The sequence below is a fragment of the Pseudomonas sp. FG86 genome (assembly GCF_057808775.1).
The window spans coordinates 36,854-61,845 of sequence record NZ_JBMDIS010000016.1 but is presented as its reverse complement, the minus strand read 5'-3'; the positions used below and the strand labels follow the sequence as shown (position 1 = coordinate 61,845).

Annotated in this window: 22 protein-coding genes, 1 tRNA gene and 1 pseudogene; 4 read left to right on the top strand and 20 right to left on the bottom strand. The window is 58.8% G+C overall.

Translation table 11 applies throughout. The annotated features are described in order from the left end of the window. Positions 1-340: 340 nt before the first annotated feature. From ACODSV_RS13255 to ACODSV_RS13240, 4 genes are all read right to left on the bottom strand, one after another. Positions 341-2,941 carry an AAA family ATPase gene (locus tag ACODSV_RS13255; protein ID WP_489045602.1) on the bottom strand — a complete coding sequence of 867 codons (2,601 nt, stop codon included), beginning with the start codon at positions 2,939-2,941 and terminating at the stop codon, positions 341-343. 334 nt (positions 2,942-3,275) lie between these two features. Further along, entirely contained in the window at positions 3,276-4,205 is a 930-nt protein-coding gene (gene catA / locus ACODSV_RS13250; RefSeq protein WP_489045600.1) for a catechol 1,2-dioxygenase, read from the bottom strand. Between the two features lie 74 nt (positions 4,206-4,279). Further along, positions 4,280-4,570 carry a muconolactone Delta-isomerase gene (gene catC / locus ACODSV_RS13245; RefSeq protein WP_489045598.1) on the bottom strand — a complete coding sequence of 97 codons (291 nt, stop codon included), beginning with the start codon at positions 4,568-4,570 and terminating at the stop codon, positions 4,280-4,282. A 161-nt stretch (positions 4,571-4,731) separates the two neighbouring features. Further along, positions 4,732-5,850: a muconate/chloromuconate family cycloisomerase gene (locus ACODSV_RS13240; protein WP_489045596.1), complete on the bottom strand. Its 1,119-nt coding sequence runs from the start codon at positions 5,848-5,850 to the stop codon at positions 4,732-4,734. Positions 5,851-5,994: 144 nt separating this feature from the next. Between ACODSV_RS13240 and ACODSV_RS13235 the strand changes: the two genes are divergently transcribed. Beyond that, entirely contained in the window at positions 5,995-6,882 is an 888-nt protein-coding gene (locus tag ACODSV_RS13235) for a LysR family transcriptional regulator (protein ID WP_489045594.1), read from the top strand. A gap of 5 nt (positions 6,883-6,887) precedes the next feature. Here the strand turns inward: ACODSV_RS13235 and ACODSV_RS13230 are convergent, their stop codons facing one another. From ACODSV_RS13230 to ACODSV_RS13205, 6 genes are all read right to left on the bottom strand, one after another. Beyond that, a complete protein-coding gene (locus tag ACODSV_RS13230; RefSeq protein ID WP_489045592.1) occupies positions 6,888-8,720 on the bottom strand; it encodes a tyrosine-type recombinase/integrase in 1,833 nt (610 codons plus the stop codon). Between the two features lie 226 nt (positions 8,721-8,946). Continuing rightward, a tRNA-Gly gene (locus ACODSV_RS13225) sits at positions 8,947-9,022 on the bottom strand. A gap of 63 nt (positions 9,023-9,085) precedes the next feature. After that, positions 9,086-9,646, bottom strand: a complete 561-nt coding sequence (gene pgsA / locus ACODSV_RS13220) for a CDP-diacylglycerol--glycerol-3-phosphate 3-phosphatidyltransferase (protein ID WP_012723427.1) — start codon at positions 9,644-9,646, stop codon at positions 9,086-9,088. Between the two features lie 32 nt (positions 9,647-9,678). Continuing rightward, entirely contained in the window at positions 9,679-11,502 is a 1,824-nt protein-coding gene (uvrC, locus tag ACODSV_RS13215; RefSeq protein ID WP_024074542.1) for an excinuclease ABC subunit UvrC, read from the bottom strand. Between the two features lies 1 nt (position 11,503). Further along, a complete protein-coding gene (gacA, locus tag ACODSV_RS13210) occupies positions 11,504-12,145 on the bottom strand; it encodes a response regulator transcription factor GacA (protein WP_489045589.1) in 642 nt (213 codons plus the stop codon). 159 nt (positions 12,146-12,304) lie between these two features. Beyond that, the gene (locus ACODSV_RS13205; protein WP_150054672.1) at positions 12,305-12,661 is read right to left on the bottom strand and encodes a helix-turn-helix domain-containing protein; all 357 of its coding nucleotides are present in this window, start codon (positions 12,659-12,661) and stop codon (positions 12,305-12,307) included. A gap of 83 nt (positions 12,662-12,744) precedes the next feature. Here ACODSV_RS13205 and ACODSV_RS13200 point away from each other — a divergent pair, with 83 nt between their 5' ends. Next, positions 12,745-12,984, top strand: a complete 240-nt coding sequence (locus ACODSV_RS13200; RefSeq protein ID WP_150054673.1) for a DNA-binding protein — start codon at positions 12,745-12,747, stop codon at positions 12,982-12,984. Positions 12,985-13,031: 47 nt separating this feature from the next. Here the strand turns inward: ACODSV_RS13200 and ACODSV_RS13195 are convergent, their stop codons facing one another. Both ACODSV_RS13195 and ACODSV_RS13190 read right to left on the bottom strand, forming a co-directional pair. After that, positions 13,032-13,460 carry a GNAT family N-acetyltransferase gene (locus tag ACODSV_RS13195; RefSeq protein ID WP_150054674.1) on the bottom strand — a complete coding sequence of 143 codons (429 nt, stop codon included), beginning with the start codon at positions 13,458-13,460 and terminating at the stop codon, positions 13,032-13,034. Between the two features lie 19 nt (positions 13,461-13,479). Continuing rightward, positions 13,480-14,226 (bottom strand): carbon-nitrogen hydrolase family protein, encoded by a 747-nt coding sequence (locus tag ACODSV_RS13190; RefSeq protein WP_150054675.1) that lies wholly within the window; start codon positions 14,224-14,226, stop codon positions 13,480-13,482. A 620-nt stretch (positions 14,227-14,846) separates the two neighbouring features. On the opposite strand from ACODSV_RS13190, the gene ACODSV_RS13185 reads away from it, so the two are divergent. Continuing rightward, positions 14,847-15,938, top strand: coding sequence for a 3-deoxy-7-phosphoheptulonate synthase (locus tag ACODSV_RS13185; protein ID WP_150054676.1), 1,092 nt, complete (start codon positions 14,847-14,849; stop codon positions 15,936-15,938). A gap of 51 nt (positions 15,939-15,989) precedes the next feature. Here the strand turns inward: ACODSV_RS13185 and ACODSV_RS13180 are convergent. After that, positions 15,990-16,136 (bottom strand): annotated as a pseudogene (locus tag ACODSV_RS13180) (NAD(P)H-dependent oxidoreductase); the annotation flags it as partial. 136 nt (positions 16,137-16,272) lie between these two features. On the opposite strand from ACODSV_RS13180, the gene dkgB reads away from it, so the two are divergent. Then, positions 16,273-17,091, top strand: a complete 819-nt coding sequence (gene dkgB / locus ACODSV_RS13175) for a 2,5-didehydrogluconate reductase DkgB (RefSeq protein WP_150054677.1) — start codon at positions 16,273-16,275, stop codon at positions 17,089-17,091. Here the strand turns inward: dkgB and ACODSV_RS13170 are convergent. The 7 genes from ACODSV_RS13170 to ACODSV_RS13140 all read right to left on the bottom strand — a co-directional run bounded on the left by ACODSV_RS13170 (position 17,088) and on the right by ACODSV_RS13140 (position 24,652). Further along, positions 17,088-17,510 carry an ANTAR domain-containing protein gene (locus ACODSV_RS13170; RefSeq protein ID WP_024074528.1) on the bottom strand — a complete coding sequence of 141 codons (423 nt, stop codon included), beginning with the start codon at positions 17,508-17,510 and terminating at the stop codon, positions 17,088-17,090. The genes dkgB and ACODSV_RS13170 overlap by 4 nt on opposite strands. Before the next feature lie 137 nt (positions 17,511-17,647). Then, positions 17,648-21,265, bottom strand: a complete 3,618-nt coding sequence (locus tag ACODSV_RS13165; RefSeq protein WP_150054678.1) for a transporter substrate-binding domain-containing protein — start codon at positions 21,263-21,265, stop codon at positions 17,648-17,650. 1 nt (position 21,266) lies between these two features. Further along, entirely contained in the window at positions 21,267-21,893 is a 627-nt protein-coding gene (locus ACODSV_RS13160; RefSeq protein WP_024074526.1) for a response regulator transcription factor, read from the bottom strand. A 304-nt stretch (positions 21,894-22,197) separates the two neighbouring features. Further along, positions 22,198-22,914, bottom strand: coding sequence for an MgtC/SapB family protein (locus ACODSV_RS13155; RefSeq protein ID WP_024074525.1), 717 nt, complete (start codon positions 22,912-22,914; stop codon positions 22,198-22,200). 157 nt (positions 22,915-23,071) lie between these two features. Then, positions 23,072-23,212, bottom strand: a complete 141-nt coding sequence (locus ACODSV_RS13150; protein ID WP_454844037.1) for a hypothetical protein — start codon at positions 23,210-23,212, stop codon at positions 23,072-23,074. A 483-nt stretch (positions 23,213-23,695) separates the two neighbouring features. Beyond that, positions 23,696-24,301 carry a GNAT family N-acetyltransferase gene (locus ACODSV_RS13145; RefSeq protein WP_150054679.1) on the bottom strand — a complete coding sequence of 202 codons (606 nt, stop codon included), beginning with the start codon at positions 24,299-24,301 and terminating at the stop codon, positions 23,696-23,698. A 6-nt stretch (positions 24,302-24,307) separates the two neighbouring features. Beyond that, positions 24,308-24,652: an FKBP-type peptidyl-prolyl cis-trans isomerase gene (locus ACODSV_RS13140; protein ID WP_069076237.1), complete on the bottom strand. Its 345-nt coding sequence runs from the start codon at positions 24,650-24,652 to the stop codon at positions 24,308-24,310. Between the last annotated feature and the right edge of the window lie 340 nt (positions 24,653-24,992).

Below are 24,992 nucleotides of genomic sequence, written 5' to 3'. Positions count from 1 at the left end.
CCGCTTTCGCCAAAAAAAGCTAAGCTCGCGTGCAAGCGATGGCTATGAACATCCGAATTTCAAGATTCCTTCTACGCTAGTAGGCAAAACCGCACGGTGTTCCCTCGCCGCTCCCCCCATCGAAGATTACTATCTAATTTTCTGTAGACTGCCGCCGCGAACTGTGGCAGCACGGAATAATACAAAGCGGCGAGGCTGCAACGACAAGTGAACGCGTATCCACGTAGGAGGTAGATCACTTACCCGTCCGGTCACATCCAAAATACCGAGCGGTACCAGAGATTTTGACACCAAAAAAACCACAGATTTTTCGTCTGTGGCTGATTCGTTTGGAGAGAGATTATGCCACTCGTTTTGAGTATTCACCCATCCAATCTGAGAGCGATTTCATATCTGTCTCGAGCTGGTCTAGCTCCGGCGGAACAGCCGGCAGATCATCCGATTGTGAGTGCTCGTAGACAGAATATCGGGTCATCAGATCGTCGATCAGATCGCAGTCTTCCTGGGTGATATTACTCAGCTGTCTGATGAGCCCTTTAGTCATCACCTCTCGCCTAAATCGCAGCACGACAGTGTTCAGCAGGACTACCTCGACAGCACGCTCTACGATTATCCGGAAGTCACTGCAAACGCTCTTGGCCATGAGGTCATAGCTCTCTGCGTCGCCATCGACCTGATGTTTTTTAAGCTTGGGCAAAGACTCATTCAAGAGCTTGTTAATGGCTGTCTTGGGTTTTGAGTCGCGGGCGCTTTGTCCGGTCAAATTTCCTGATGTTTTGTCGAGACGTCGAAGGGTTTTAACCTCATGGATAATATTCGGAATATCCGGATGGTCTGCTACTTTCTTCACGGCGGCGTCTAGGAGGGTGACCAACGACAATCTGTGCGTGAAGATGATGACCTGGCGGGTCTGCGCAAGATCAACGAGCCGCGCGACAACTCGCTCTTCAAAGTCTTGGTCCAGTGAGGAGATCGGGTCGTCGAAGATGAAAGGGGCTACCTGGTTCGAACCGGTGATGTCTGCCAAGAAGGCAGCGAGCGCAACAATCCGTGTTTCTCCTTCACTCAGGATTTGTTCCGGCGGTCGGACGCCTTTGGCTCCGACGAGCGCCAAGCCAAAAGTAGTTCGACCTTTGCCGACTGTCTTACTTTGCGGAGCTACAGGCAGCCTCAAACCACCTAGTAGTTTGAGTTCGGCGGCAAAACGAGTTTGATAGCCAGCCTCTACCTCGGATCTTGCCAGGTCATTATTCTTTGTCGTGAGCGAGTTTGTCGCGGCCAGCCGAATCGCTTTTCCGTAGAGGTCAACGGCTATCAGCCGATCTCGCTCAGCCAGGATTGACTGCTTGTTCTGAGCCAACCATTGAATCCCTTTCAGTTGGCGGACTCGTTCCTCCATATGCTGACGTTGGCCATCTTGAAGCAGTTCGTTTAGCGATTTTTCTTCCGTACCTAGCGTTTGGAATTGTTCGGCCAATGCCTGATCTACAGTCGACCAATCGAACCCATCAACGGCTTTTATTTGCTCTGCCGTATCCAAATCGGCCCGCCTTTTTACCAACGCCGCGTGCAGATCAATGGCGTGTTGATGGTCTATCTTGAGTAGTGACATATGCGCCAACCAATCTTGCTCGGTAGGTGATTGTGGGAGTGCGCGCAGCAAGCCTTTGAGTTTGTCTTCCGCATCCTTGGCCGCACGTTCCAGGCCGTCGACGACAAACTGTTCGAAGTGCCTTAACCGATCAGCAGAGCCATCTTTGAGCTCCTGTTGGCAGAGCACACATCTCGCCTCATCACCAACAACAGGGAATGCCTCGCCTGGATAGGCGTGCGTTTGGGAGAACAGTCGAGCTTGTGCCCATAGCTGTTGCCACATCGTTTCACCTACACCTTCGAGAGGGGCTTCAGCGAATAGTTGTTGAGCTGATTTCTGTGCTGCCTCACGTTTAGCTTTCGCGTCGGATCGAGCATTTATAACTGCTTGGGCAGCGTCATCGCAAAGCTTGCTCTTGAGCGAATTCATCGACAACTGAACATTAGCCAACCCTTGTTTTTCTTTTGTGATTGCAGCCAATCGTCCGGCTACATCTTTCTGAGCCAATGCACCTTCGATACCTACTCGTTCCGAGTCCTGTTCAGGGGTGTAGAGACAGGTTTTGTCGACAACTGCCGTAGTTGTTACAGGCTTAAGTCCGACAAGCCATTTACTTTCTTCGGTAATGCCTAAATCCAATGGAAATTGGGGCAACGAACTTACCAGTGCTTTTTTTTGTGTTCCTAAATGGTCGCTCACTCGGTCTGATACCGCGATCAGCGCTGCCACGAATTTCATCTGGCTAGGCTCGTAGCTTGCCTCGTTCTTGCCCATGTACTGGGTGGCTGTTCTAGAGTCAAAAATCTGAGAGTGGCGAAGCTTCGAATGCGCTCCGTCTGCGAGAGTCCACTCGATTGTTCCAGCTTTTCCTCCAACTGAAAGATGGAAATGAGCCCGGCAGGGCTCTGATTCCTCAATGAACACGTTAGGGTGAATGTCGTCCTTTGACCTAGAGCCACACGCCTGTTTTAGAAGTCGTGCGTAGCCGCTTTTTCCTGAGCCGTTCTGGCCATAAAACACAGTGATGTTCCCAGCGCCAAACGGGAGCTCTGCTCCAGCTTTTATGGCGTTTAATCCATATACCTCTGAAATGCCGTCGATTCGGATGGGGAGACGGTTTGCAGCTAGGGCCAGGGAGCCTGGCGCCACGATGCGAAAACCCGGGTCGTCAGCTTTGCTGGATTCAATCATGCAAAGCCGAGCCAGCTCTGCAATTTCATCATCCGTAGGAGGCCTTTTGGTATCGATGAGGTTCTTGGCTGCTGTTTGCAACCAACGGCTTCGCTCACCAAGCCATGCTTCAAACTCGTTGACAACCGGTACGCCTTGGTCCTGCACGGCAGACATCGGATCTCTCCTTGAAATACTCCAGAATGGGAAGCATAGCTCGGTACTGGCAAACTGCCTTTCGAACGATCAGATGAGTTTTTAGGCGCCGCAGCGGAGTTTAGAAGCGAGTACCTCGGCGTGCCCAGCGCTGGGAAAATGCTTCTTAAGCGTCTGTCTTACCGATTCGAGATGAGGGAGACTAAGTTGAGCATGCCTATGGGCTTAAAATTGACCAACCTGGCACAGTCGGCACTGGCCGGGTTCGTGAGCTATACCTCGCGCTGCCACGCCAACTCGCAGGTACGGTGCCGCCCCGTTCGTCCGGGGCAGCACGACATACGGTCGGGATGATTCAGGCTTCCAGCGCCCTCATCCTCTCGGCTCGGAGTTCGGCCTTGGGCTCGGCGGTCGACTGCAGCACGAAATCGAAGTCGATTTCGGCAAATCGTCCCGTGATGCCCCGCGCTTTGGCCTGTCGCTCATCGTCGACGAAGCGAATGTCGGCAATCAACTCATCTCGGGTGGCATAGGCAAAGTCGTCATGCAGGTATTCGTCACCGGCCAGGTTGATCTGCGTGGTCAGGTGACGATGACCCGGGGCCGAGATGAAGAAGTGCACATGGGCCGGACGCTGCCCGTGACGACCCAGTTGATCCAGCAGTTGCTGGGTCGGACCGTCCGGCGGGCAACCATAACCCGACGGCACGATGCTACGGAAACGATAACAGCCCTCGGCGTCGGTTTCGATACGGCGACGCAGGTTGAACTCCGATTGCGTGGTATCGAAGTACGAATAGGTACCACCGGTGTTGGCGTGCCAGACATCAACGATGGCCCCGGCCAGTGGCTTGCCGTCGGTGTCGCGCACCTGGCCCTGCATAAACAACACGGTGCCCGGGTCCTGACCGTCGTCCAGGCGCGCCTCATGCTCGCACAGTGGCGCACCCGCCACATACAACGGGCCTTCGATGGTGCGCGGCGTACCACCGGTACGACCGGCCTCCTCGTCCTCGGCGTCCATCAGCAGGTCAAGATAATGTTCAAGGCCCAGGCCGGCCACCAGCAGCCCGGCTTCTTGGCGGCGGCCCAGTTCGTTGAAATAATTGACGGCCTTCCAGAATTCTTCCGGAGTGATCTGCAGGTCTTCGATGATCTTGATCGAATCACTCAGCACCCGGTGCACCACCGCCTTTGCTCGGCTGTTGCCCCGATCGGTGCCAAAGCCACTGGCCTGTTCGAAAAAAGCCTGCACTTCGGCGGTCTGGGAAATACGGACGGTCATGGCGGGTTCCTCATCTTGTTTTTTTTGGCTCACCCAGTGGTCAATCCGGGGAAGCGGTCAATTCAGGTCGGCAATCAATGATCATCATCGTGAACAGAAGATGGGTGACGGCATAGGGCCGCGACCTCGATCTCCATGTAGGGGAACAGGGGTAACTGCATGAGCGTGTCGTGCAGGGCCTGATTGTCTAAGACGTCGAAAATGCTGACGTTGGCGTATTGACCAGCGATACGCCAAAGGTGGCGCCAAGTCCCCTCACGCTGCAGGCGTTGAGACAGTTCCTTTTCATCCTGCTTGAGGCGGCTAGCTTGTTCGGCAGGCATGTCCACCGGCAGTTTCACGGTCATACGTACGTGGAATAGCATTGGGATTCCTCTTTTCTCGTTATTACTGGCTGCCACGACCCCTAAGCGCGTCCGCTCGCAATATACGGCGTGCCACGCACCCAAGAAGTCGGATGTGGCGACGGCTTTGCGGGCAAGAACACTCTTCTACGAAAATCGCCTCCACCGGTGTTTTCTAGCGTTCAACGATCCCGGCGAAAATAGGTCAATCGCTCTTCATCCAGTTCAAGGCCCAAGCCAGGGGTCGTGGGGATCATCAATTGGAAGTCGTGGTAAACCGGAGCCTGAACCACCACGTCTTCGGTCAACAGCAATGGGCCGAACAGCTCGGTATGCCATTCGATCTTGCTCAGAGTGGCAAAGGCATGAGCTGAAGCTAAGGTGCCCACCGTGCCTTCGAGCATGGTCCCGCCATACAGTGAGATGCCTGCCGCTTCTGCGATCGCCGCTGTACGCAACACGGCGCGCGGGCCGCCGTTCTTAGCGATTTTCAAAGCAAATACAAGCGCCGAACCGGCACGCGCCAGAGCAAAGCTGTCCTCTACGCTCTCGATGGCTTCATCGACCATGATCGGCACCGGACTGCGGGCACTGACCCGCGCCTGCGCCTCACGGTCCTGACGGGAGATCGGTTGTTCAATCAGATCAACCCCGGCATCGCTGAGCATCTGACAGCCACGCAGCGCCGTCGCTTCACTCCACGCTTGATTGAGATCGACCCGCACGCTGGCGCGATCGCCCAAGGCACGCTTGATCGCAGCCACATGAGCGATGTCTTTGGCTGGTTCACCCGCACCGATCTTCAGCTTGAAAATGCGGTGGCGACGAACGTCGAGCATGCGCTCAGCTTCTTCGATGTCTTTCTCGGTGTTGCCGCTGGCCAAGGTCCAAGCCACTTCTAGGCCATCACGGACGCGCCCGCCCAACAGCTCGGCGATTGGCAGGCCCAGACGCTTACCTTGAGCATCCAGCAGCGCCGTCTCAACCGCTGATTTGGCGAATGTGTTACCCCGCGCAGCCCGTTCGATGCGCAACATGGCAAAGTTCAGGTTGCTGGCGTCCTGACCGATGAGCAAGGGCGCGAAGTAAGTGTCGATGTTGGTCTTGATGCTTTCCGGGCTTTCGTTGCCATACGACAGGCCGCCGATGGTGGTGGCCTCACCAATGCCTTCGATGCCATCGCTGCAACGCAGACGGAGAATGACCAGTGTCTGGTTCTGCATGGTATGCATCGCCAGTTTGTGCGGGCGAATGGTCGGCAGGTCGACGATGACAGCTTGCAGGCTTTCGATGCTAATCATGGTTAAATCCGGTGGAGATCTAATCGAGGCGTCATGGCGTTGAATCCATGTTCGCCGTGCTGTCTTTTCCTGAAGTCGAGGTTGCGCTCCCGGAACATAAGGGTCCAATGTTCCTTTGGTCTGGTTCAATACCTTGGAGGTATGGTGGAGCTTCGTCATTTGCGTTACTTCCGCGTAGTCGCGGAAACCCTCAATTTCACCCGCGCCGCCGAGCAGTTGCACTTGGCGCAACCGCCGCTGAGCCGACAGATTCAGCAGCTGGAGGCCGAGCTTGGCGTGGTCTTGCTCGAACGCTCTCGCCCTCTGCGCCTGACTGAGGCGGGGCGTTTTTTTTACGAGCATGCTTCTCAATTGCTGGAGCAGTTAAGCCGAGTCTGCGATGACACCCGGCGCATCGACAAAGGACAGCGGCGTTGGCTAGGCATCGGTTTTGCCCCGTCGACACTGTATGGGGCTCTGCCAGAGTTGATCCGTCGGCTGCGCGCCAGTGGAGATATTGAGCTGGGGTTGTCGGAAATGGTCACGTTGCAGCAAGTCGAAGCGCTGAAGACTGGGCGTATCGACATAGGTTTCGGCCGGATTCATATCGACGATGCAGCTGTGGTGCAAAAGGTGATTCGCGAAGATCCGCTGGTGGCCGCCCTGCCCGCCGGGCACCCTCTGCTGGCTGGGCCAGTCAGCCTTGAGCAACTAGCACACGAGCCATTCGTGCTGTATCCAGGCAACGTGCGGCCTAGCTACGCCGACCATGTACTGGAACTTTTTAGCCGCAATGGTCTTAAAATCCGCATAGCACAAATGACCAACGAACTGCAGACAGCCATCGGCCTGGTGGCTGCAGGCATCGGTATTACCTTGGTGCCGTCGTCAGTACAACGCCTGCATCGCGAAGACATCGGCTATACACCACTGCTGGATCCGCCAGCGACCTCCCCAATCGTTATCAGTCACAGGATTGGGGATGAATCAGAGGTCTTAAAGTTGTGCCTGCAACTGATAGACCAGACCGTAATCCCCATATTGCCGCAATAACCCTCCTAAATGCTGAGAGCATCACACACCATTTCGGTGGTCTCGCGGAAATTATCCGGAGTGATAGCCTCAACGGCTGACCGCCCACCTAAGCAATCCATCGGCCTCGCCAGAGCCTTGTACACCAGCCAGGTATCGACGCTGGCAGTCTGCCGTAGAACCCCATGTACCAGTTGCTGCTTTAGCGGATCGAGTTGCCACTCCGGTACGCGCTGACCGCGATTGCCCATGGTGAGCGTCAGCAGCTTGCCTGCTTTGATCTCGCGATTGACCTGGTCCCGGGATTTTCCAGCCAGCTTGGCGAACTGCGACACCGGCAGATTGCCAGGCGCCTCGTAGGTTTCAAGCATTTCCATTCGCTCGCGCTGCAGGTTGGAAACTGGCAACTTCGCCACCGGTTCAGGCTTGACCTGCACGGCGGCCAGCCGCCGGACCGCAACCCCGTCGCCTTTCAGCGGCACCTGGGTTTTAGACCTGTCCAAGGACGACCTCTCATCCTCACTCCGATCAGCCCCGTGTGACACAGCATCAGGCTCTGTGCCAAGCAATGCCGGGATACCATCAATCTGAATGGTCAGATGCCGACTGGCTTTCCCCACGTGCCCCTGTTCAAGCAGGTCGAGACGATCGGCCCAGTCCTGCATCATCCGACGGCGTTGCTCCACGTATTCGGCATGGTTGTATGCCGCACTCACCTTGTCAGGATCGGCATGCGAGAGTTGGGCGTCGATCCAGGCTTTTGGATAACCCATTTCGTTGAGGGCGGTGGACAGGGTTCCTCTGATGCCATGCCCTGTCAGCTGATCCTTGTACCCGATTCTTGTCAGCGCGGCGTTGAGGGTGTTTTCGCTGATGCGCTTTTTCAAGTCACTATAGTGGGCAAGCAGGTAAGTCTGGGCCGGCTTGACTTGGCCTAGCAGGTGGCGAACGACCTCCAGGGCCTGGACTGACAGCGGCACGATGTAGTCCGGGATATCGCGGGATCCCCTACCCTCCTTGCGCAGTTCGAGCTGCAACTGCTTCACCACTTCAGGCGGGATGATCCAGAGACCCTTGTCGAGATGGAACTGGTCCGGCGTGGCCAGCCGCAACTCTCCGGTGCGCACTCCGGTCAACAGCAGCAAGCGAAGACCCAGCTGGGTCTGCAGCTTACCAGGATACTGGCGGAGTTTCTGAAGCATGGCCGGTAGCTCGGGCAGGCGCAGGAACGGGTTATGGCGCACAGGAGGTTGAGGCAGCGCGATGACATCCAGATCGAAGGCAGGGTTCTGAGACAGCCCGGGAACGATCACCAGTGCATAACGGAACATCTGGCGAAACCAGGTACGGACCTTTTCGGCAGTGGTAAGCGCCTTTCTGCGCTCTATCCTCGCCAGGACGTCCAGCAGGTCGGGGCGCTGGATGTCGTAGATTGAGCAACGTCCGAGCGCGGGCAACACATCTTTGGCAAAGATGCGCTGGATTTGCGACAGCGTACTTTGCCGCCCTTCCTTGAGCACGAGGCTGCGGTGCACCACCCACTTGTCGAACACCACCTTGAACGTGCTCTGGTCTGCGAGCTGGACGAATTGCCGCTTCTGCTTACGGTGGACGCGGGGGTTGACGCCCTTGGTCAACAGAACCCGGGCGCCGTCGCGCAACACCCGTGCATCCCGGAGACTGACCTCGGGGTATGTGCCCAGTGACATACGCTTTTGTTTGCTAGCCCAGTAGTAGCGGAAGTGCCACGACTTGCCGCCAGTGGGCGAGACGGCCAGGGACAGGCCGTCGAGATCGTTGAGGGTGTACGTCTTGCCGGTCGTTTTCGCCTGCCGGACAACCAGATCGGAGAGTGCCATGCTCCAGCTCCTGAACTTTCGGTCAGGACCAAATCATTGCCGCGTCGACCTCGCTCCTCCAGCGACTATCCGGAAACCGCCACGCCCGTATTGATGGACTTAAAAATGGACTTAAAAGTCCTGGCTGTCAGTGGTTTTCAATGGATGTCGGTAGAACGAAAAAAGGACCCGAAGGTCCTGATTTCAATGACTTACAGACGTCAGTGGATGTCTGTAGATCATAAATTGGAGCGGGAAACGAGACTCGAACTCGCGACCCCGACCTTGGCAAGGTCGTGCTCTACCAACTGAGCTATTCCCGCGTCTTGGTGATGCGCATTCTATAGAATCCTCACCACCCGTCAACCCCTTGATTCAAAAAAGTTTTATTTCTTTTCAACGGTGGTACGCAGATGCGGCCAGGCAGCGCGTAAATACTGGAGCATGGACCACAACGTCAGGCCAGCGGCGATCAGGAGCAAGGCATAGCCCAGCAGCACCCAGAAGGTGAAATCCGACGGGTTGGCCAGCAGGATCACCAGTGCAAGCATCTGCGCGGCGGTTTTCCATTTGCCCATGTTCGAGACTGCCACATGGGCACGGGCACCAATTTCGGCCATCCATTCGCGCAGGGCCGAGACAACGATCTCGCGCCCGATGATTACGGCGGCCGGCAAGGTCAACCACAGGTTACCGTGCTCTTGCACCAGGAGGACCAAGGCCACGGCGACCATCAATTTGTCGGCCACCGGGTCGAGGAATGCGCCGAACGGCGTGCTCTGTTCCAGGCGGCGAGCCAGGTAGCCATCAAGCCAGTCGGTTGCGGCAGCAAAAGCAAATACCGAACTGGAGGCCATATAGCTCCACTCGTACGGCAAATAGAACAACAGAATGAAAATCGGAATAAGGAGAACGCGTAGAACGGTGATCAGATTAGGGATATTCATCGGCACAACTGGCTACGAGGTGAGAAGGCATTCTATTCGCTGTGCAGATTGGCATAAATCAACTCAGCGAGCTTTTTACTGATACCGGGAGCTTTGGCAATTTCGTCAATGCTGGCACGGGATAGCTCCTGCAAGCCACCAAAATGTTTAAGCAGATCGCGTCGGCGTGTCGGGCCAACCCCGGCAACCCCTTCCAGCGTTGAAGTTCGCCGGGTTTTACCGCGACGGGCGCGATGGCCGGTAATGGCGAAACGATGCGCCTCGTCGCGGATCTGTTGGATCAGGTGCAGCGCGGGGGAGTCGCCCTTCAAGGTGAACTCATGGGCGGCATCATTCAAGTACAACGTCTCGAAACCGGCCTTGCGCGTGGTCCCCTTGGCCACGCCGAGTAGGATCAGGTCAGGCACCGCCAGTTCGTTAAGCACGTCACGGGCCATGGACAACTGGCCCTTGCCGCCATCGACCAGCAGGATATCGGGCAGTTTGCCCTCCCCGTCCTTCAACTTGCTGAAGCGGCGCGTGAGGGCCTGGTGCATCGCGGCGTAGTCGTCGCCAGCGGTGACGCCTTCGATGTTATAGCGCCGATAATCGGACTTGATCGGCCCCTCCGGCCCGAATACCACGCACGAGGCCACCGTCGCCTCGCCGCTGGAGTGGCTGATGTCATAGCACTCCAGGCGCTGGGGTGGCTCGTCCAGGTTGAGGACTTCGGCCAGGGCCTCGAAGCGTGCGGCCACGTGCTGTCGATTGGCCAGACGTGCCCCCAGGGCCTGCTCGGCATTGGTCACGGCCAGTTGCTGCCAGCGGGCACGGGTGCCGCGCACGCGGTGGCTGATGTCCAGCTCGCGGCCACGCAGTTCGTGGATCGCCTCGATCAATGTGGGGAAATCTTCATGCACCACATTGACGATCAATTCGGACGGCAAGTCGCGCTCGGGGCTGCTGACGTAGTACTGGCCAAGGAAGGCGGCCATGACTTCGGCCACTTCCTCGTCGATACCGGTCTGCGGGAAGAAGTTCTTGCTGCCCAGCACCCGCCCGCCACGCACGCTGATCAGGTGCACACAGGCGCCGCCCGGGTTGACGAAAGCCGCGACCACGTCGACGTCGCCGGTGCCGCCCTCCATGCTTTGCTGGTCCTGCACACGGCGCAACAGGGAGATCTGGTCACGCAGCTCGGCAGCGCGCTCGAAATCCAGGGTGCTGGCTGCCTGCTCCATGGCACCGGACAGTTCATCGGTCAGGGCATTGCTGCGACCTTCGAGGAACATCACCGAGTGACGTACATCTTCGGCGTACTCCGCCGGCTCCACCAGACCCACACAGGGCGCCTTGCAGCGTTTGATCTGGTATTGCAGGCACGGCCGCGTACGGTTCTTGTAGAAGCTGTCTTCGCACTGGCGCACGAAAAAGGTCTTCTGCAGCAGGCTCAGGCTTTCGCGGATGGCGCCGGCGCTGGGGTAAGGGCCGAAGTACTTGCCCTTCTGCTTCTTCGCGCCACGATGGATGCTCAAGCGCGGGAAGTTACCGTCGGATAAAAACACGTAGGGGTAGGATTTATCGTCGCGCAGCAGGATGTTGTAGGGCGGCCGCCACTCCTTGATCAGCGTCTGTTCCAGCAGCAGCGCTTCGGTTTCATTGGCCGTGATGGTCGTTTCGACCTGGGCGATGCGCGCCACCAGGGCGGCCGTCTTGGGCGCCAGACCGCTCTTGCGAAAGTAGCTCGCCAGGCGGTTTTTCAGGTTCTTGGCTTTGCCGACATAGAGCAGGCGTGCCTCGCTGTCGAACATGCGGTACACGCCGGGGCGACCACTGCAGGTTGAGAGGAAGGCACTTGGATCAAACGGTGTGGTCATGTCAGGCGCTGGCGCCCACCATGCCGTGGCGGACCGCGAGCAGGGTCAATTCAACATCACTGCTGATGGCGAGCTTCTCGAAAATCCGATAGCGGTAGGTATTGACGGTCTTGGGCGACAAGCACAGCTTGTCGGAGATTGTCTGCACTTTCTGGCAACCGACAATCATCAAGGCGATCTGGATTTCCCGCTCGGACAGCGCATCGAAAGGCGAGTCGCTGGTGGGCTGGAAAGATTTGATGGCCAACTGCTGGGCAATCTGTGGACTGATATAACGCTGGCCTGCAAACACCAGGCGAATGGCTTGCACCATCTCTGCCAGGCCCGCCCCCTTGGTCAGGTAACCCGCCGCCCCTGCCTGCAAGAGGCGGGTCGGAAACGGGTCTTCCTCACACACGGTCACCACTACAACCTTGATGTCCGGGTGACTGCGCAACAACTTGGTGGTGGCGCCAAGACCGCCAATCCCAGGCATCTTCACGTCCATCAACACCACATCGGGCTTCAATTCCCGAGCCTTGATCAGGGACTCCTCCCCCGATTCAGCCTGGCCGACTACTTGCAGGCCATCGATGTCAGCCAGCATTCGTGTAATGCCTGTACGAACGAGATCATGGTCATCGACTACTAGCACCCTAATCAAGCAGACACCTCGCGATATGGTCTTATAGGTTGCCGAGCACCTTAGCAAAAACCAAGGCACAGACCTAGTTGCAAGTGTCATATATATAGAGTTTAAACGCGCTGCGCCTGTTCCTCGGGTGAGGAACAGCGTTGTTTCCTGGGCAAAAGGTCAGGAATCCTAGGGCAGCGACTTGAGTTTTTCGTTCACTATCGATGAAAGCTCCGCCAAGGTTGAGGTCAAGCGCCGGATCGCATCCTGGTCCTCCTTGAACATTGCCCGGTAGTTGCCCAGGACTTTTTCTTCGAGATGACTCAGGTTCTCCAGTTGCGTTGGAGTGGGAGTACCGGTCAACACGTACAGGATGTCCACACCTTTTGCTGCAACACGCGACAAGTAATCCGCTTTCGGTGCGCGCCCTCCGTTTTCATACTTGCCTTGAGCGTTGGCCTCTACGCCACCTATCTCGCCAAAATTTTTTTGCGACAGACCAAGTCGCTCTCTTTCTTGCCTTAAACGCAAACCGATTGCACTCATTTGGATGTATGATCCTAGATTGGCACACCCCAAGAGGTGATACGTTGATCCCTTGGTTAAACAAACTTGAACGGTTTTGAACTATGCCCGGAATCCGCACTGCTGCACAAGCCAAGGCCTGGCTTGAACACCAAGGTAAATCAGTTCAAGCATTCGCCCGGGAACACGGCGTGGACCCGGCAACCACGTATCAAGTGCTCGCTGGGCGCAAAAAGGGGCGGCGTGGAGAAGCCCACAAGGTGGCGGTCCTGTTGGGCATGAAAGAAGGGATTATCCTGGACGAACCTGAAGTCCAGCACAGCGATAGAGAAATAGTTTCGTAACGCCAGTATGCGCTAATTAAAGCGCAGTGCCTGTTTTAGTCGAGACTCTAACAAAGACGCTCCATTTGCCAGAAGCACTCTTCATCCCGGACGACATTCAATCCGTGCCGGAGATAAAGCAACCTGGCAGGATTGGTCTTGAACACCGTCAGACGCAGCCGCCTCAAACCCAACGCACGAGTCTTGAGGACCATCTGCTCCAACACCCAACTGCCCGCGCCTTGCCCGCGAAATGCCTCGACCAGGTGTAACTCGCGGATGAACAGCGCCTCATCGTCCCGGCTCAGGCTGATAAAACCTATCACGGCATCGTCGCGACAGATCAACCAGCTTTCTCGTCCCGCCCAGGCTGTATCGAAGCCGTCATTGGACCAAATGAAACCGAATTGCTCGTAGTAACGATTCATCGCTTCACGGGTGAGCGTACGTGCAAACAGCCGGTCCTGATCCGTCGCCGCGCGCAAGTGGAATGTCATACCGTCACGCCCTCCCTTTTCAGATCGCCACCTGCCGTCCGGTCCAGCGCCCAGCCTCGCGACGCGCAATGACCAGTGCTTCGCCAGTGCCAGGCGCCGCAGCAACCAGGCCACCGGCATCCCAGATAGCGCTTTGCCCGGCACAGGTCCAGCCGCCCGTTGGCCCCCCATGGTTGGCCATCACTACCAACAGGCGGTGCTCAGCCGCGTACCCCTGCAACAGAGTGGTATCGGCAGCATAGCCAGCCTCGCTGATCAACACGCTGGCGGCATACACGCTTGCTCCCGATTCTGCTGCATTGCGCGGATGACTGGAGTGGGAGAAATCTGCGCACACCGCCAGCGCAATCCGATCATCTCCCCACTCCAACGCTGCACCGCCCTGCCCTGCAATAAACGCCACCTCTTCGCCTGGATGCAGATGCTGCTTGGTGTAGACCCCCAAGGAGCCATCCGCCCCCAGCACCAGGGCACCGATCAACACGCCCGTACCTGGAGCCAATCGGATCGGCATGCCCACCACCGCCGTCAACCGCAGCTCTCGCGCCATTTCCCGCAGTGGCGCCAGCCGTGCGTCTTCAGGCGCTATGGCCAATTCATCCGCCAGGGACGGTTCATACCCGGTCAATGACAGCTCTGGAAACACCAGCAATTGCACGCCATGGCCGGCTGCCGCCCGCATAAACGCCAGGTGCCGCTGAAGATTGGCCGGCACATCGCCCGCGATGGAAGTTGTTTGGGCTGCTGCAAGGGTCAAGGCAGTCATGGTCGCGTCCCCGCAATCATTATCGAAGTGCGACCAGCATATCGGCACTCCCCCATAGTCGTAAGTACCTCCACGTAATAGAAATTACTGATTGAATCCAACCGCAAGCCTCTAGTAAGCTCCTCCCATCATTTGGAGACATACCATGTTGCAACTCACCCAAACCCAGGTTTGCCCTGCTTCCAGCGCCCCGCGCTCGGTCGTGGCTACCCGCGTTAACGGTTTGAGCGCACTGGTCAGCTTTTATTTTGGGTATTGGTTTAGCCACTGGCGCGCCTGATACCTGAAATCGGCGCCCACTACTCAAGGGGTCGCCTACCAGAGAAATCTAACCCCCGGTCGGCTCCCCGACCGGGGGTTTTGTTTTTTCAGGCCGCCACTATTTTTGATTGATCAAGAACACTTAAAGGAATCACGTCATGAACTACGCCACTTATTACCGCTACGACACTTCCACTGCATGGCGATTTAGCAAGCTCCGCTCGGGACAGCCTGCCGCCTCCGATCGGTCACCTATCGGTGGCAAGCCAACTCACGTAGCCAATACGGCCAATTGTCGAACACCCCAGTAGGGCCAAGCGTGCGGGAACAGCCCGCCGCTTGCCCAGGAAGCCTTGAATATGAACTCCTCCGTCGCCGCTCTGCCCCTCTCTGCCCTGAACAGCGCCTTGACCAGCGCCAATGAAGCCCTGACCCAGCGTTTGCCCAGCGCGCTTGAGCTCAAGCACCAGTTGCCCCTCAGCCCGTTCCTCGACCAGCAGATCCACGCCCATCGCCAAGCCGTGCGTGCCATCCTCAATGGCGACGACTCTCGCTTGCTGGTGATTGTCGGCCCCTGCTCGATCCACGACCCGAAATCGGCCATGGAATACGCGCGCAACCTGAAGAGGCTGGCCCTGGATGTCAGCGACCAGATGCTGCTGGTGATCCGCGCCTACGTCGAAAAACCGCGCACCACTATCGGCTGGAAAGGCCTGGCCTACGATCCCCACCTGGATGGCAGCGACGACATGGCCGCTGGCCTGACCCTGTCCCGCGAGCTGATGCGCGAAATGCTGCGCCTGGGCCTGCCGGTTGCCACCGAGCTGCTGCAACCCATGGCCGCCGGCTACTTCGACGACCTGCTCAGTTGGGTCGCCATTGGCGCGCGCACCACCGAATCGCAGATCCACCGCGAAATGGCCAGCGGCCTGGGCCTGCCCGTGGGCTTCAAGAACGGTACCGACGGCGGCGTCGCGATTGCCTGTGACGCGATGCGCTCGGCCTCCCACCCGCATCGACACTTCGGCGTCGACAGCCAGGGCCACCCGGCGATCATCCAGACCTCGGGCAACCCCGACACCCATCTGGTGCTGCGCGGCGGTCACCGTGGGCCGAATTACGACGCGCAGAGTGTGGCCCAGGTGAAACTCGACCTGGCCAAGGCCAAGGTGGCCGCGCGGATCATGGTCGATTGCAGCCATGCCAACAGCGGCAAAGACCCGCTGCGTCAGCCGGCGGTGTTCAATGACGTGCTGGAGCAACGCCTGCGAGGGGACACCGCGCTGATCGGCATGATGCTGGAAAGTCATCTGTTCGAAGGCTGCCAGCCGTTGAGCGCGTCGATGAAATATGGCGTGTCGGTGACCGATGGTTGCCTGGGATGGGATAGCACCGAGCAGTTACTGCGCAGTGCGGCAGAGCGTTTGCGGGAATACAGCACAGCCCACTGATGGGCATCTGGGAGGGGGCAAGCCCCCTCCCCCATGGGATGGATGTTCGGTTCAGGAAAGTGGGTGCAGCGCTTCGTCGAACTGCTCAAGTTTCGGGAACACCAGGGGCTGCTCATCCGCCAGCCCTTGCAGCCGCTGCTCGTACGCCGCAAGGAACGCCTGCCGCGCTTCAGTACTGATAGACGGCACATGCCAACTGCGAACGAAAAGCCTATAGCCGCACTCCCGGCATTCGTGACTTGCAGTCAAGACTCCTTTTCGGATTCAGCGGTTTTTCCGAAGGAACGACGGGCGGATACTCGGCGCCATTGTTTACCCCCTTCAGGAGTCACTGATGTCTATCCCCACGCACACCGTACCCGCCTTCGGCCTCGGCACCTTCCGCCTGCAAGGCCAGGTGGTGATCGACTCGGTCAGCACCGGCCTTGAACTGGGCTATCGCGCCATCGACACCGCGCAAATCTACGAAAACGAAGCCGACGTCGGCCAGGCGATCGCCAACAGCGGCATCCCCCGTGAAGAGCTGTTCCTCACCAGCAAGATCTGGATCGCCAATTTCGCCGAAGGCCAGTTGATCCCGAGCCTCCAGGAGAGCCTGCGCAAGCTCAAGACCGATTATCTGGACCTGACATTGATCCACTGGCCATCGCCGGAAGACCAGGTACCCGTCGCCGAATTCATGGGCCAGTTGCTGGAAGCCAAGCGCCTGGGCCTGACACGCCAGATCGGGATTTCCAACTTCACCATCGACTTGATGAAGCAGGCCATCGCGGCGATCGGCGCCGACAACATCGCCACCAATCAAATTGAACTGCACCCCTACCTGCAAAACCGCAAGGTGGTGGCGTTCGCGACAGCCCAGGGTATCCCGCTCACCTCCTACATGACCCTGGCCTACGGCGAGGTGCTGAAAGACCCGGTGATCCAGCAGATCGCCGAACGCCACCATGCGACCCCGGCGCAAGTAACCCTGGCGTGGGCCATGCAAAGCGGCTATGCAGTGATCCCATCGTCGACCAAGCGCGCCAATCTGGAGAGCAACCTCAAGGCCCTGGAGCTGACCTTGAGCGATGCCGACATGGCACAGATTGCTGGGCTGGAGCGCGGCCATCGCCTGACCAGCCCCAAGGGCATCGCACCGAAGTGGGACTAGACCCCAGCCACCGGCACGCGGGACAACTCCCGCAGCCACGGCAATACCCGAAGGCCCGTAGTGGCCTCGGGTGGATCAATGATGTCCATGAAATGTTCAAGGTTGATGGGGTCCGGCACGCCGGGCAGGCGCACCAGCACCGCCGGTGTGGCGCCGGTCGGTTGGCCCAGGTCCTGGTGGTCGTAGACCAGCACATGGCGTACCTGGGGTTGCGGCTCGCTGGCATGGGCCGCCAGCCCCGCATTGATGATCAGCACATCAAAGGGCTCGGCCGGAATGGCGGTGAGAATCTTGACTTCTTCGAAGGTCTGCACCGGAACGATCCGGTGGTACCCCAGCTGATTGAGCATTTTTTCGATGTATAGGCGTTGCAGGTGCTGTTCATCGGCAATCAGGATAGTCAGTGCTTTATTCGGCATGGCGAACCCCTGGGAGGCAGTCAGTGCTCGTCAGTGAGCGCCGCCCATTTTCCAGACATATCCCGAAGACAAAATCAGGCATATTCCCTCTTCGCGTAGGATTTCTCCCAAACCCACCGAGTGGCACTCAACCCCAGTCAAGGCTGATTGCAATAACGGCTCAGATGCTGATGCAAATCACCGATCGCTTCCCCGACCGCTTGCGTCGCCGCCTCCAGCGCAGTGTGATCGCGCTGCTCACACACCCTCTCCAGCGTCTCGCAGACCTCGATCAGCGCCTGTGCCTTGACCATCCGCGCGCCACCCTTGGCGCGGTGCGCAAGGTCGTGCAGCCCGGAAAAGTCAGCCTGGTGCTGCAGGGACGACAACCGTGCACGATCGGTTTCCAAACTCTCGAGTAACGGTATCAATAGCTCTTTCAGGGCGGCGCGATCATCGCCCGTCAAGGCGATCAGCGCGCTCAGATCAAACAGGGGTTCAGCCTCCGGCGGGGAAAAGCTGGCGCTGCGCACGGCCAACGCCGCGCGTAAATCTTCCAGGCCGGTGGGCTTGAACAGGCATCCGTCCATGCCCGCCTGGCGACAACGCTCGACCTCCTCAGGCTGGGCATTGGCGGTAAACCCCAGCAGCAGGCACGGCACCAACCCACGCTCACGCTCTTGCGCACGAATATCCCGCGCCAATGTGTAACCGTCCTTCAGGGGCATATTGCAATCGGTGATCACTCCGTCGAAGTGACCGGTCTGCCACAGCGCAAGCCCCTGTACACCGTCTTCCGCCGTGGTAATGCGATGCCCAAGGAAACTCAATTGCCGAGTCAGCAGCACGCGATTGGCCGGGTAGTCATCCACCACCAGGATGCTCAAGGCACACGCCGGCGGCAGGTGCGCGGCGGGTGCCAACCCCGGGGACGGCATGGCGTCGGTGGTGACCAGTGGCAGGCTCACATCCACCCGTGTGCCCTGCCCCAGCACGCTGGTCAAGTGCAATTGCCCCCCCATCATTTCGCACAAATTACGGCTGATCACCAACCCCAGGCCAGACCCGCTGCGCGCCGACTGCTCAGTGTTGCTACCTTGGATAAACGGGTTGAACAAGCGCTGCTGGTCTTCGGCACTGATACCGATACCGGTGTCCTGCACCCAGAGTTTGAGTGTCAGTCGCTCACCCGCTAACAGCCCTTGAGCGCCGAGCTGCACCTGGCCTTGGGCGGTGAACTTGATGGCATTGTTCAACAGGTTCGACACCACCTGCTTGAAGCGCAGCGGGTCGATCAGCACCGGGCGATCGAGCGACGGATCGAGCTCCACTTTCAGCGCCAGGCCCTTGGCTCGCGCCAGCCCTTCGAACACCCGCGCCACCGACGCCAGCAACTCATGCAGGTTGGCCGGCGCCTGGTCCAGGGACAGATGGCCGGACTCGATGCGGGCAATATCGAGAATGTCGCCAATCAACTCCAACATGCCGCGCGAAGCCACCGACGCCACCTCCAGCGCATCACGGTCGGCCCGGCCCTGCTCAGCGTTTTTCAGGGCCAGCTCGATCATGCCGATCACTGCGTTCATCGGCGTGCGGATCTCATGGCTCATCGTTGCCAGGAAGGTGGTCTTGGCGCGGTTGGCGGCGTCGGCTTCGTCCTTGGCTTCCTGCAACTGGCCGAGCAGGCGCTGGCGTTCGCTCACGTCCACCCAGCCGGCGATCATGCCCACCACATGGTCGTCGCCATCACGATACGGCAACATCCATTGATAAATGGTCAGGACCTCACCACTGGGCACCCGGAGTATGCGGTCATGAATCTGCGGCTCACCTCGCGCCATCAGCCGCAAGTAATCGTCATGATAGGACTGGGCTTGCGGCCGGTTACCCGTATCGGTTTCCACCACGGTCTTGCCGATCACGTCTTCCAGCCTGAAGCCGAATACCTCGAGGTAGGCGTTATTGCAGGCCATCAACCGACCCTGGCGATCACGGACGAAAATCGGATGGGGCGTACCGTCGATCAATACGCTCATAAAGCGCATCTGGTCGCTCAACGCCCGTTCGGCCTGGACCCGCTTGCGAATCAGATTGCGCAGGTACATGGCCCAGCCCAGGGTGACCAGCAACAACAATGCGGCCAGCCCGAACCCCTGGATGATTGCATTGCGATGGCGCAGCCAATAGCTGTCTTCGATGATCACTTCACTGCGCCAATGGTTGGTCAGTTCGTCCATTTCCTCGGGCGTGATGCTCAACAACGCCTTATCGAGGATCGAGTACAGCTCCAACTGGCTACGGTTCACACCAAAGGTGATGCGTGCCGGTTCGGTGCCGACCGTGCTGGTCACCCGCAGGCGGTCACGGTAATAGCGTGCGATCATGTAGCGCGCGCTGATCAATGACAGTACGGTCGCATCGGCGCCGCCGCTGGCCACCATCGCCATGGCTTGTTCAGGGTTCTCGGTGTCGACGAACTCGATGCGCGGGAAGTCGCGGGCAATACGCTCGCCCAACGTATTGCCACCGATAAAGGCCAGGCGTTTTCCAGCCATGTCCTCCAGGGTGAGCTGGCTTTTTCCATCAAGACGGCTGACCAGCACATAGGGATTGGTCAGGTAAGGTCGGGTAAAACGGACCTTTTCGGCACGCTCATTGCTGGGGGTGATCACGGCAATCATGTCCACGTCGCCCATGCTGGCCGCGTCGATTTGGCGAGGCAGCGAACTGCCTTTCACCACATCGAATTTCAAGCCGGTGCGCAGGCTGATCCGGGACAGCACTTCGGCGCTCAACCCTTCGAATTCGCCCTCAGCGTTAAAAAACGACAGGGGCAGGAACTTGTCGAGCACCGCGATTTTCACTCGGGGATGTTTCTCCAGCCAGCGTTGCTCACTCTGGCTCAGGCGCAGCCGGTCGACCTCCAGGAAACCACTGCTGCCCGCACTCCAGCGGCGCAGGATCTCCAGCTGCGTATTGACGGGGATGGTCGCCAGTGCCGCATTGAGGATGCGCAGCAATCGATCATCGCCCCTGGCCACGGCAAACGCGAACGGGTTGACCTCCAGGGCGGAAAAATCCGCCATGCGCACATTGTTGAGGTGGTTCTTGCTGATCAGATAACGGGTGCTGATGGCATCGCCCAGGTACACATCCGCTTGCTCGAAGGCCACGGCGCCAATGGCTTCGAAGGTCGAGGCAAACAGTTGCAGGTGGGCCCGAGGGTAAAACGCCTGCACGGCGGCGGGCTGCATGTAGTGATAGAGCATGGCCACGCGCTTGCCGGCCAGGTCGGCACTCAGGGCCTGGCTGTCCCCGGTGCGCGTGACCAGGGTCGGCTGATCATTGGCATAGGAGCGCGACAGCACCAGTTGCGGATCTGCGGCCTCATACCCATTGGCCGAACCGAGGAAATCCACCTGGCCGTGCTTAAGGGCTTCGATCACCTCATCGCGCGTGTCATAGCGCCGTACCTCGACGGTGATATTCAGCGCCTGGGCCACCAGCGCCGCATAATCGGCGGTGATCCCTTCAAGCTCATCATTATTGTTACTCAGGTCGAACGGCGCGTAGTCCGGCGCGGAGACGCCCATCAACACGCTGCGCCGCTCGCGCAGCCAGCGCCAATCGGCTTCGTCCAGGTCAACGCCGGGGGTTTCAAGGTGGGAGTGGCCCAGTAGCCGCAACGGGTGCGCTTCATCCAGGGCCACCGCGAACAGGGGCAACAGGCCCGCCAACAGAATGGCCGCGAGTCGGGTAAACGCGGAGGCGATCATTTCAAATCAGATGATTGCGCTGGGCAAATTTGGACAGATGCACCACCGATGACATACGCAGTTTCTCCTTGAGACGCGTCTTGTAGGTGCTGATGGTCTTGTGGCTCAGCAGCATGTCTTCGGCGATTTCCTTGTTGCCCAGGCCCAGGGCCAGTTTCTGCAACACCGTCAACTCACGATCCGAGAGCGCCTCCACCATTGCTTGCTCGGTAGATTGCAAATCGTCGCGACGCACCGAACTGGTGGGCAAGCTGGGGAAGCAGCTGTAGTTGGACATCACGGCCTTGATTGCCTTCTGCAGTTCGTCCAGCTCGCCGGTCTTGGCGACAAAACCCATGGCCCCGGCGCGCATGCAGCGGGTGGAAAAAAACACCGCCAGGTAGGAGGTCAGCACGAGGATCTTGCACGGCAGGCCAAGCGCCTTGATCCGAGCGATCACCTCCAGCCCGCCCAACTTCGGCATTGCCAGGTCGAGGATCACCAGATCCGGGCGCCCTTCCCTGGCCTTCTGCACGGCATCCGCACCATTGCCCGCCTCATCGATCTCAGTAAAGCCTTCCTGCTTCAACAGATACCGGACAGTGGCCCGGATAAACGGATGATCATCGACAATTAACGCTTTACTCATATAACTCCCCTGGGATGACAAAGTACGCTGACACATCACACGGGACTCGGGTACCTGTGAGAAATGACAGTTCCGACAAGCGGTACCGCCCCTCCCCTCAGGACGCCAGCCAGGCGGTGCCTGGTCCCTTCAATTGAAAAACACCCTGACCCTGTAAAGCCGTGCCTTTGCCGCCGGCCAGCTGCAAGCGCGCAACCTTAACAACGAGGTGATGTATTAATTGAAGGGATACTCCTGACTGTATGTAGGACTTTTCCTCACCAAGGCATAGCCCCCTGGGCCTGGATATGTTTGGCGTGGGGCGTCAGTCAGTGGTACTCGGGCTCCAGAAGGCCTGTACCACCAGCGTCGAGGTGGAAATGCGCGCAACCAGGGCATCCAGCTCGTCGCCGTCTACCGAGGTGGCCACCAGCGTGGCCTCGATTTCCACCTCGTCGCTGCCGAACGGCCGGACGTCGACATCGCTGGCCGGGTAGTTGCAGCGCGCCAATTCGGCCTCCAGCAAAACCATGACCGCCTGCTGCTGGCTACGCCGCGCAATGACATAGAGGATGTTGGTCACCTCCGCCGACACCACGTCCAACGGCTGGCGGTTGATGTTGTTCACGATCGGGCGCAGCAACGTGTTGGCCGCCAGTACAAACAGCGTCCCCAGCAGCGCTTCGAGGATCAGGTCGGCGCCGGCACATGCCCCCACCGCCGCCGAGGCCCAAAGCGTGGCGGCGGTGTTGAGCCCGCGCACATTGCCTTCTTCGCGCATGATCACGCCGGCACCCAGGAAGCCGATACCCGATACCACATACGCGACCACTCGCACCGCGCCCTCCGCGCCGCCCAGTCGGTTGGCCATGTCGACAAATATCGCTGCGCCCACCGCCACCAGCACATTGGTGCGTAAACCCGCCGTACGCTGGCGATATTGGCGCTCGAAGCCGATCAGCCCACCGAGGATAAACGCGGCGGTGAGGCTGACCAGGGTATCGATCAGGGAATTGAGGTTGATGTTGTTGATTGCCTGCATAAAAAACTCCATGAATGCCTGAGCAAATTGAAACCACCGCTGCTCCCGGTGGAGGCCCGTCAGCCGTGCCCCACAAGGGCCAGGGGTGGTCGATACAGCGTGTTACTGCCAGCCAAACTTACGGATGCGGCCCCCCTTTACTGCCGGGGCCAGGCCCCTATACGCCAGCAGAATCAGCGGCAGGAACACAACGTACAGCGACGGCAGCGCCTGTAATGCCAGGCGACGGAAGTGCCGGGCGATATGCCGGGTCTCGCAGGAAACCGGCGAAAAACGCTTTCAACAGGGTGAGGTTCATGGTGTGACTCCTGCGTGAGGAAAAAACCGTCATGCAGGTACTGCCCATCCGCGCCACGCCTGTCAGACAGGCATAGCCGGCGGGGCCCGCCTGCCGTAACAGGCAGGCACGTCCGTAGCATCCCGAGTCAACTCAGGTGCAGGTCAGCGTCGATGAGAGGGATCAGGCAGGCGCCAGGACTGGCTACTGCCGGGATGCCGCTTCTCGCTAAGTGGCGAGACAACGGCATCTGGAAAATGCGCGTTACCTTGCCAAGTATGGGCCGGTTACCGAGACCGGCTGACAACTGTCACTCGAACAAGTACCCACTGAGGGTCTCCGCTATTGATGAAAACGCGCGAAGCTTACGCGCCGATTACAGGAGAGTAAACCGTAGGAAATTTTCCGCATGGGGAATAAGAATATTCTTCAGGACGGGTTCAGGAAGCGATTTTCAACCCTCCCCAAAGCCCGCTCCCACAATGGAAGAGTGGACAACCATGGCTACTGCGCATCGGCCCGGTCCCGCGCCACGCGCCTCAAGTAATCATCGACCTGCCCACCGGCCAGCGCCTTCACCTGGATCGCCACGCGGTTTACCTGGCGCCCCATCCTGATCCCCTCCCGAGTCCGCACCGTCACGTACCCCAGCTTGGGCCAGAAGCGCTCAGCCTTGGCATTGCCAAGTACCACGGTCAGCCGTAGCCACTCGGCGCCCTGTGTCACCGCCCATGCCTCAAGATCCACATGCAGCCGCTGCGCCAGCCCTGTGCCGTGCAGGCGCGAGTCCACCAGCAGCAAGCCGATATGCCACACGCCCAACGCGAGCAGGTCCGCAGCGATATTGACCACGGCGACGAGTTGGCCTTGCCCATCACGGTAGCCCAGCCAGTACATCCGGCGGCAACGCCAGCCTGGCGGCAACTGGCCCTGCAGTTCCTCGCGGGCCTCGTTGGGCGTGGCTGGTTCACCGTTGACCGCCAGAAAGTAATCCGGCGCCTGCGCAAAAAACCGTTGCAGCTCAGCCTCATCGCGGCCCTGCAATTCAACCACCCGAATGCCCTCGATGGAGCAACCCGGTAACGCCTGTGGATCAACGTCCCTGTTCATGGCCTTTCAATCATCGCGCGTCAGTACTTCCAGCAATTCAATCTCAAAGCGCAAATCGCTATGGGGTTTGATATGCGCGCCCATCGAGCGCTCGCCGTAGGCCAGGTGCGCCGGCACGAACAACTGGCGCACGCCCCCCACCTGCATGCCCATCAGGCCCTGGTCCCAGCCCTTGATCACCCGCCCGGTGCCAATCACGCACTGGAACGGCTTGCCGCGCGCCCAGGACGAATCGAACACCGTGCCATCGACCAGGGTGCCAGTGTATTGGGTGGTGATCAGCGCGCCCTTGACCACGGCCTTGCCGGTGCCTGGGCGGATGTCGGTGACCTGGAGGGTGTCGTCGCTCATGGAGGCTCTCGTTGAATGCGCAAAGGCTGGGGTTTTCCCAGAATCAAACGCGTTTGGCAAGGCTGATCGCCAGCCGGCCACTGCGCGAACGATGCACCAGCAAGGTCTCCCGTGGATACATGCACGCGCTGTAAATGCAGCGGCCCCACGCGGGCGGGCTGCTTCGGCCACAGCGATGCTGCCTGCTCGAACAACTGTGGGCCGATCGCGCTCAGGTAACCCTCGATTTCACTGAACGAAGGCGCGGGGTCGATGGGTGGAACGTGCTCATGGCACTGGCTCCATGTTGATGAAAGAAGCATCAACATGGAGAGCGACAGGGGTTATTCGGTGTTAGACA

Excerpts from the sequence above, each read along its gene's own strand:
- dkgB (WP_150054677.1), top strand. The coding sequence starts at position 16,273 with ATGTCTATCCCCACGCACACCGTACCCGCCTTCGGCCTCGGCACCTTC.
- ACODSV_RS13230 (WP_489045592.1), bottom strand. The coding sequence starts at position 8,720 with ATGGCACTCTCCGATCTGGTTGTCCGGCAGGCGAAAACGACCGGCAAG.
- catA (WP_489045600.1), bottom strand. The coding sequence starts at position 4,205 with ATGACCGTCCGTATTTCCCAGACCGCCGAAGTGCAGGCTTTTTTCGAA.
- ACODSV_RS13185 (WP_150054676.1), top strand. The coding sequence starts at position 14,847 with ATGAACTCCTCCGTCGCCGCTCTGCCCCTCTCTGCCCTGAACAGCGCC.
- ACODSV_RS13140 (WP_069076237.1), bottom strand. The coding sequence starts at position 24,652 with ATGAGCGACGACACCCTCCAGGTCACCGACATCCGCCCAGGCACCGGC.
- pgsA (WP_012723427.1), bottom strand. The coding sequence starts at position 9,646 with ATGAATATCCCTAATCTGATCACCGTTCTACGCGTTCTCCTTATTCCG.
- ACODSV_RS13195 (WP_150054674.1), bottom strand. The coding sequence starts at position 13,460 with ATGACATTCCACTTGCGCGCGGCGACGGATCAGGACCGGCTGTTTGCA.
- ACODSV_RS13255 (WP_489045602.1), bottom strand. The coding sequence starts at position 2,941 with ATGTCTGCCGTGCAGGACCAAGGCGTACCGGTTGTCAACGAGTTTGAA.
- catC (WP_489045598.1), bottom strand. The coding sequence starts at position 4,570 with ATGCTATTCCACGTACGTATGACCGTGAAACTGCCGGTGGACATGCCT.
- ACODSV_RS13160 (WP_024074526.1), bottom strand. The coding sequence starts at position 21,893 with ATGAGTAAAGCGTTAATTGTCGATGATCATCCGTTTATCCGGGCCACT.
- ACODSV_RS13190 (WP_150054675.1), bottom strand. The coding sequence starts at position 14,226 with ATGACTGCCTTGACCCTTGCAGCAGCCCAAACAACTTCCATCGCGGGC.
- ACODSV_RS13165 (WP_150054678.1), bottom strand. The coding sequence starts at position 21,265 with ATGATCGCCTCCGCGTTTACCCGACTCGCGGCCATTCTGTTGGCGGGC.
- ACODSV_RS13205 (WP_150054672.1), bottom strand. The coding sequence starts at position 12,661 with ATGAGTGCAATCGGTTTGCGTTTAAGGCAAGAAAGAGAGCGACTTGGT.
- ACODSV_RS13145 (WP_150054679.1), bottom strand. The coding sequence starts at position 24,301 with ATGAACAGGGACGTTGATCCACAGGCGTTACCGGGTTGCTCCATCGAG.
- ACODSV_RS13150 (WP_454844037.1), bottom strand. The coding sequence starts at position 23,212 with ATGAACCTCACCCTGTTGAAAGCGTTTTTCGCCGGTTTCCTGCGAGAC.
- ACODSV_RS13240 (WP_489045596.1), bottom strand. The coding sequence starts at position 5,850 with ATGATTAGCATCGAAAGCCTGCAAGCTGTCATCGTCGACCTGCCGACC.
- uvrC (WP_024074542.1), bottom strand. The coding sequence starts at position 11,502 with ATGACCACACCGTTTGATCCAAGTGCCTTCCTCTCAACCTGCAGTGGT.
- ACODSV_RS13200 (WP_150054673.1), top strand. The coding sequence starts at position 12,745 with ATGCCCGGAATCCGCACTGCTGCACAAGCCAAGGCCTGGCTTGAACAC.
- ACODSV_RS13155 (WP_024074525.1), bottom strand. The coding sequence starts at position 22,914 with ATGCAGGCAATCAACAACATCAACCTCAATTCCCTGATCGATACCCTG.
- ACODSV_RS13170 (WP_024074528.1), bottom strand. The coding sequence starts at position 17,510 with ATGCCGAATAAAGCACTGACTATCCTGATTGCCGATGAACAGCACCTG.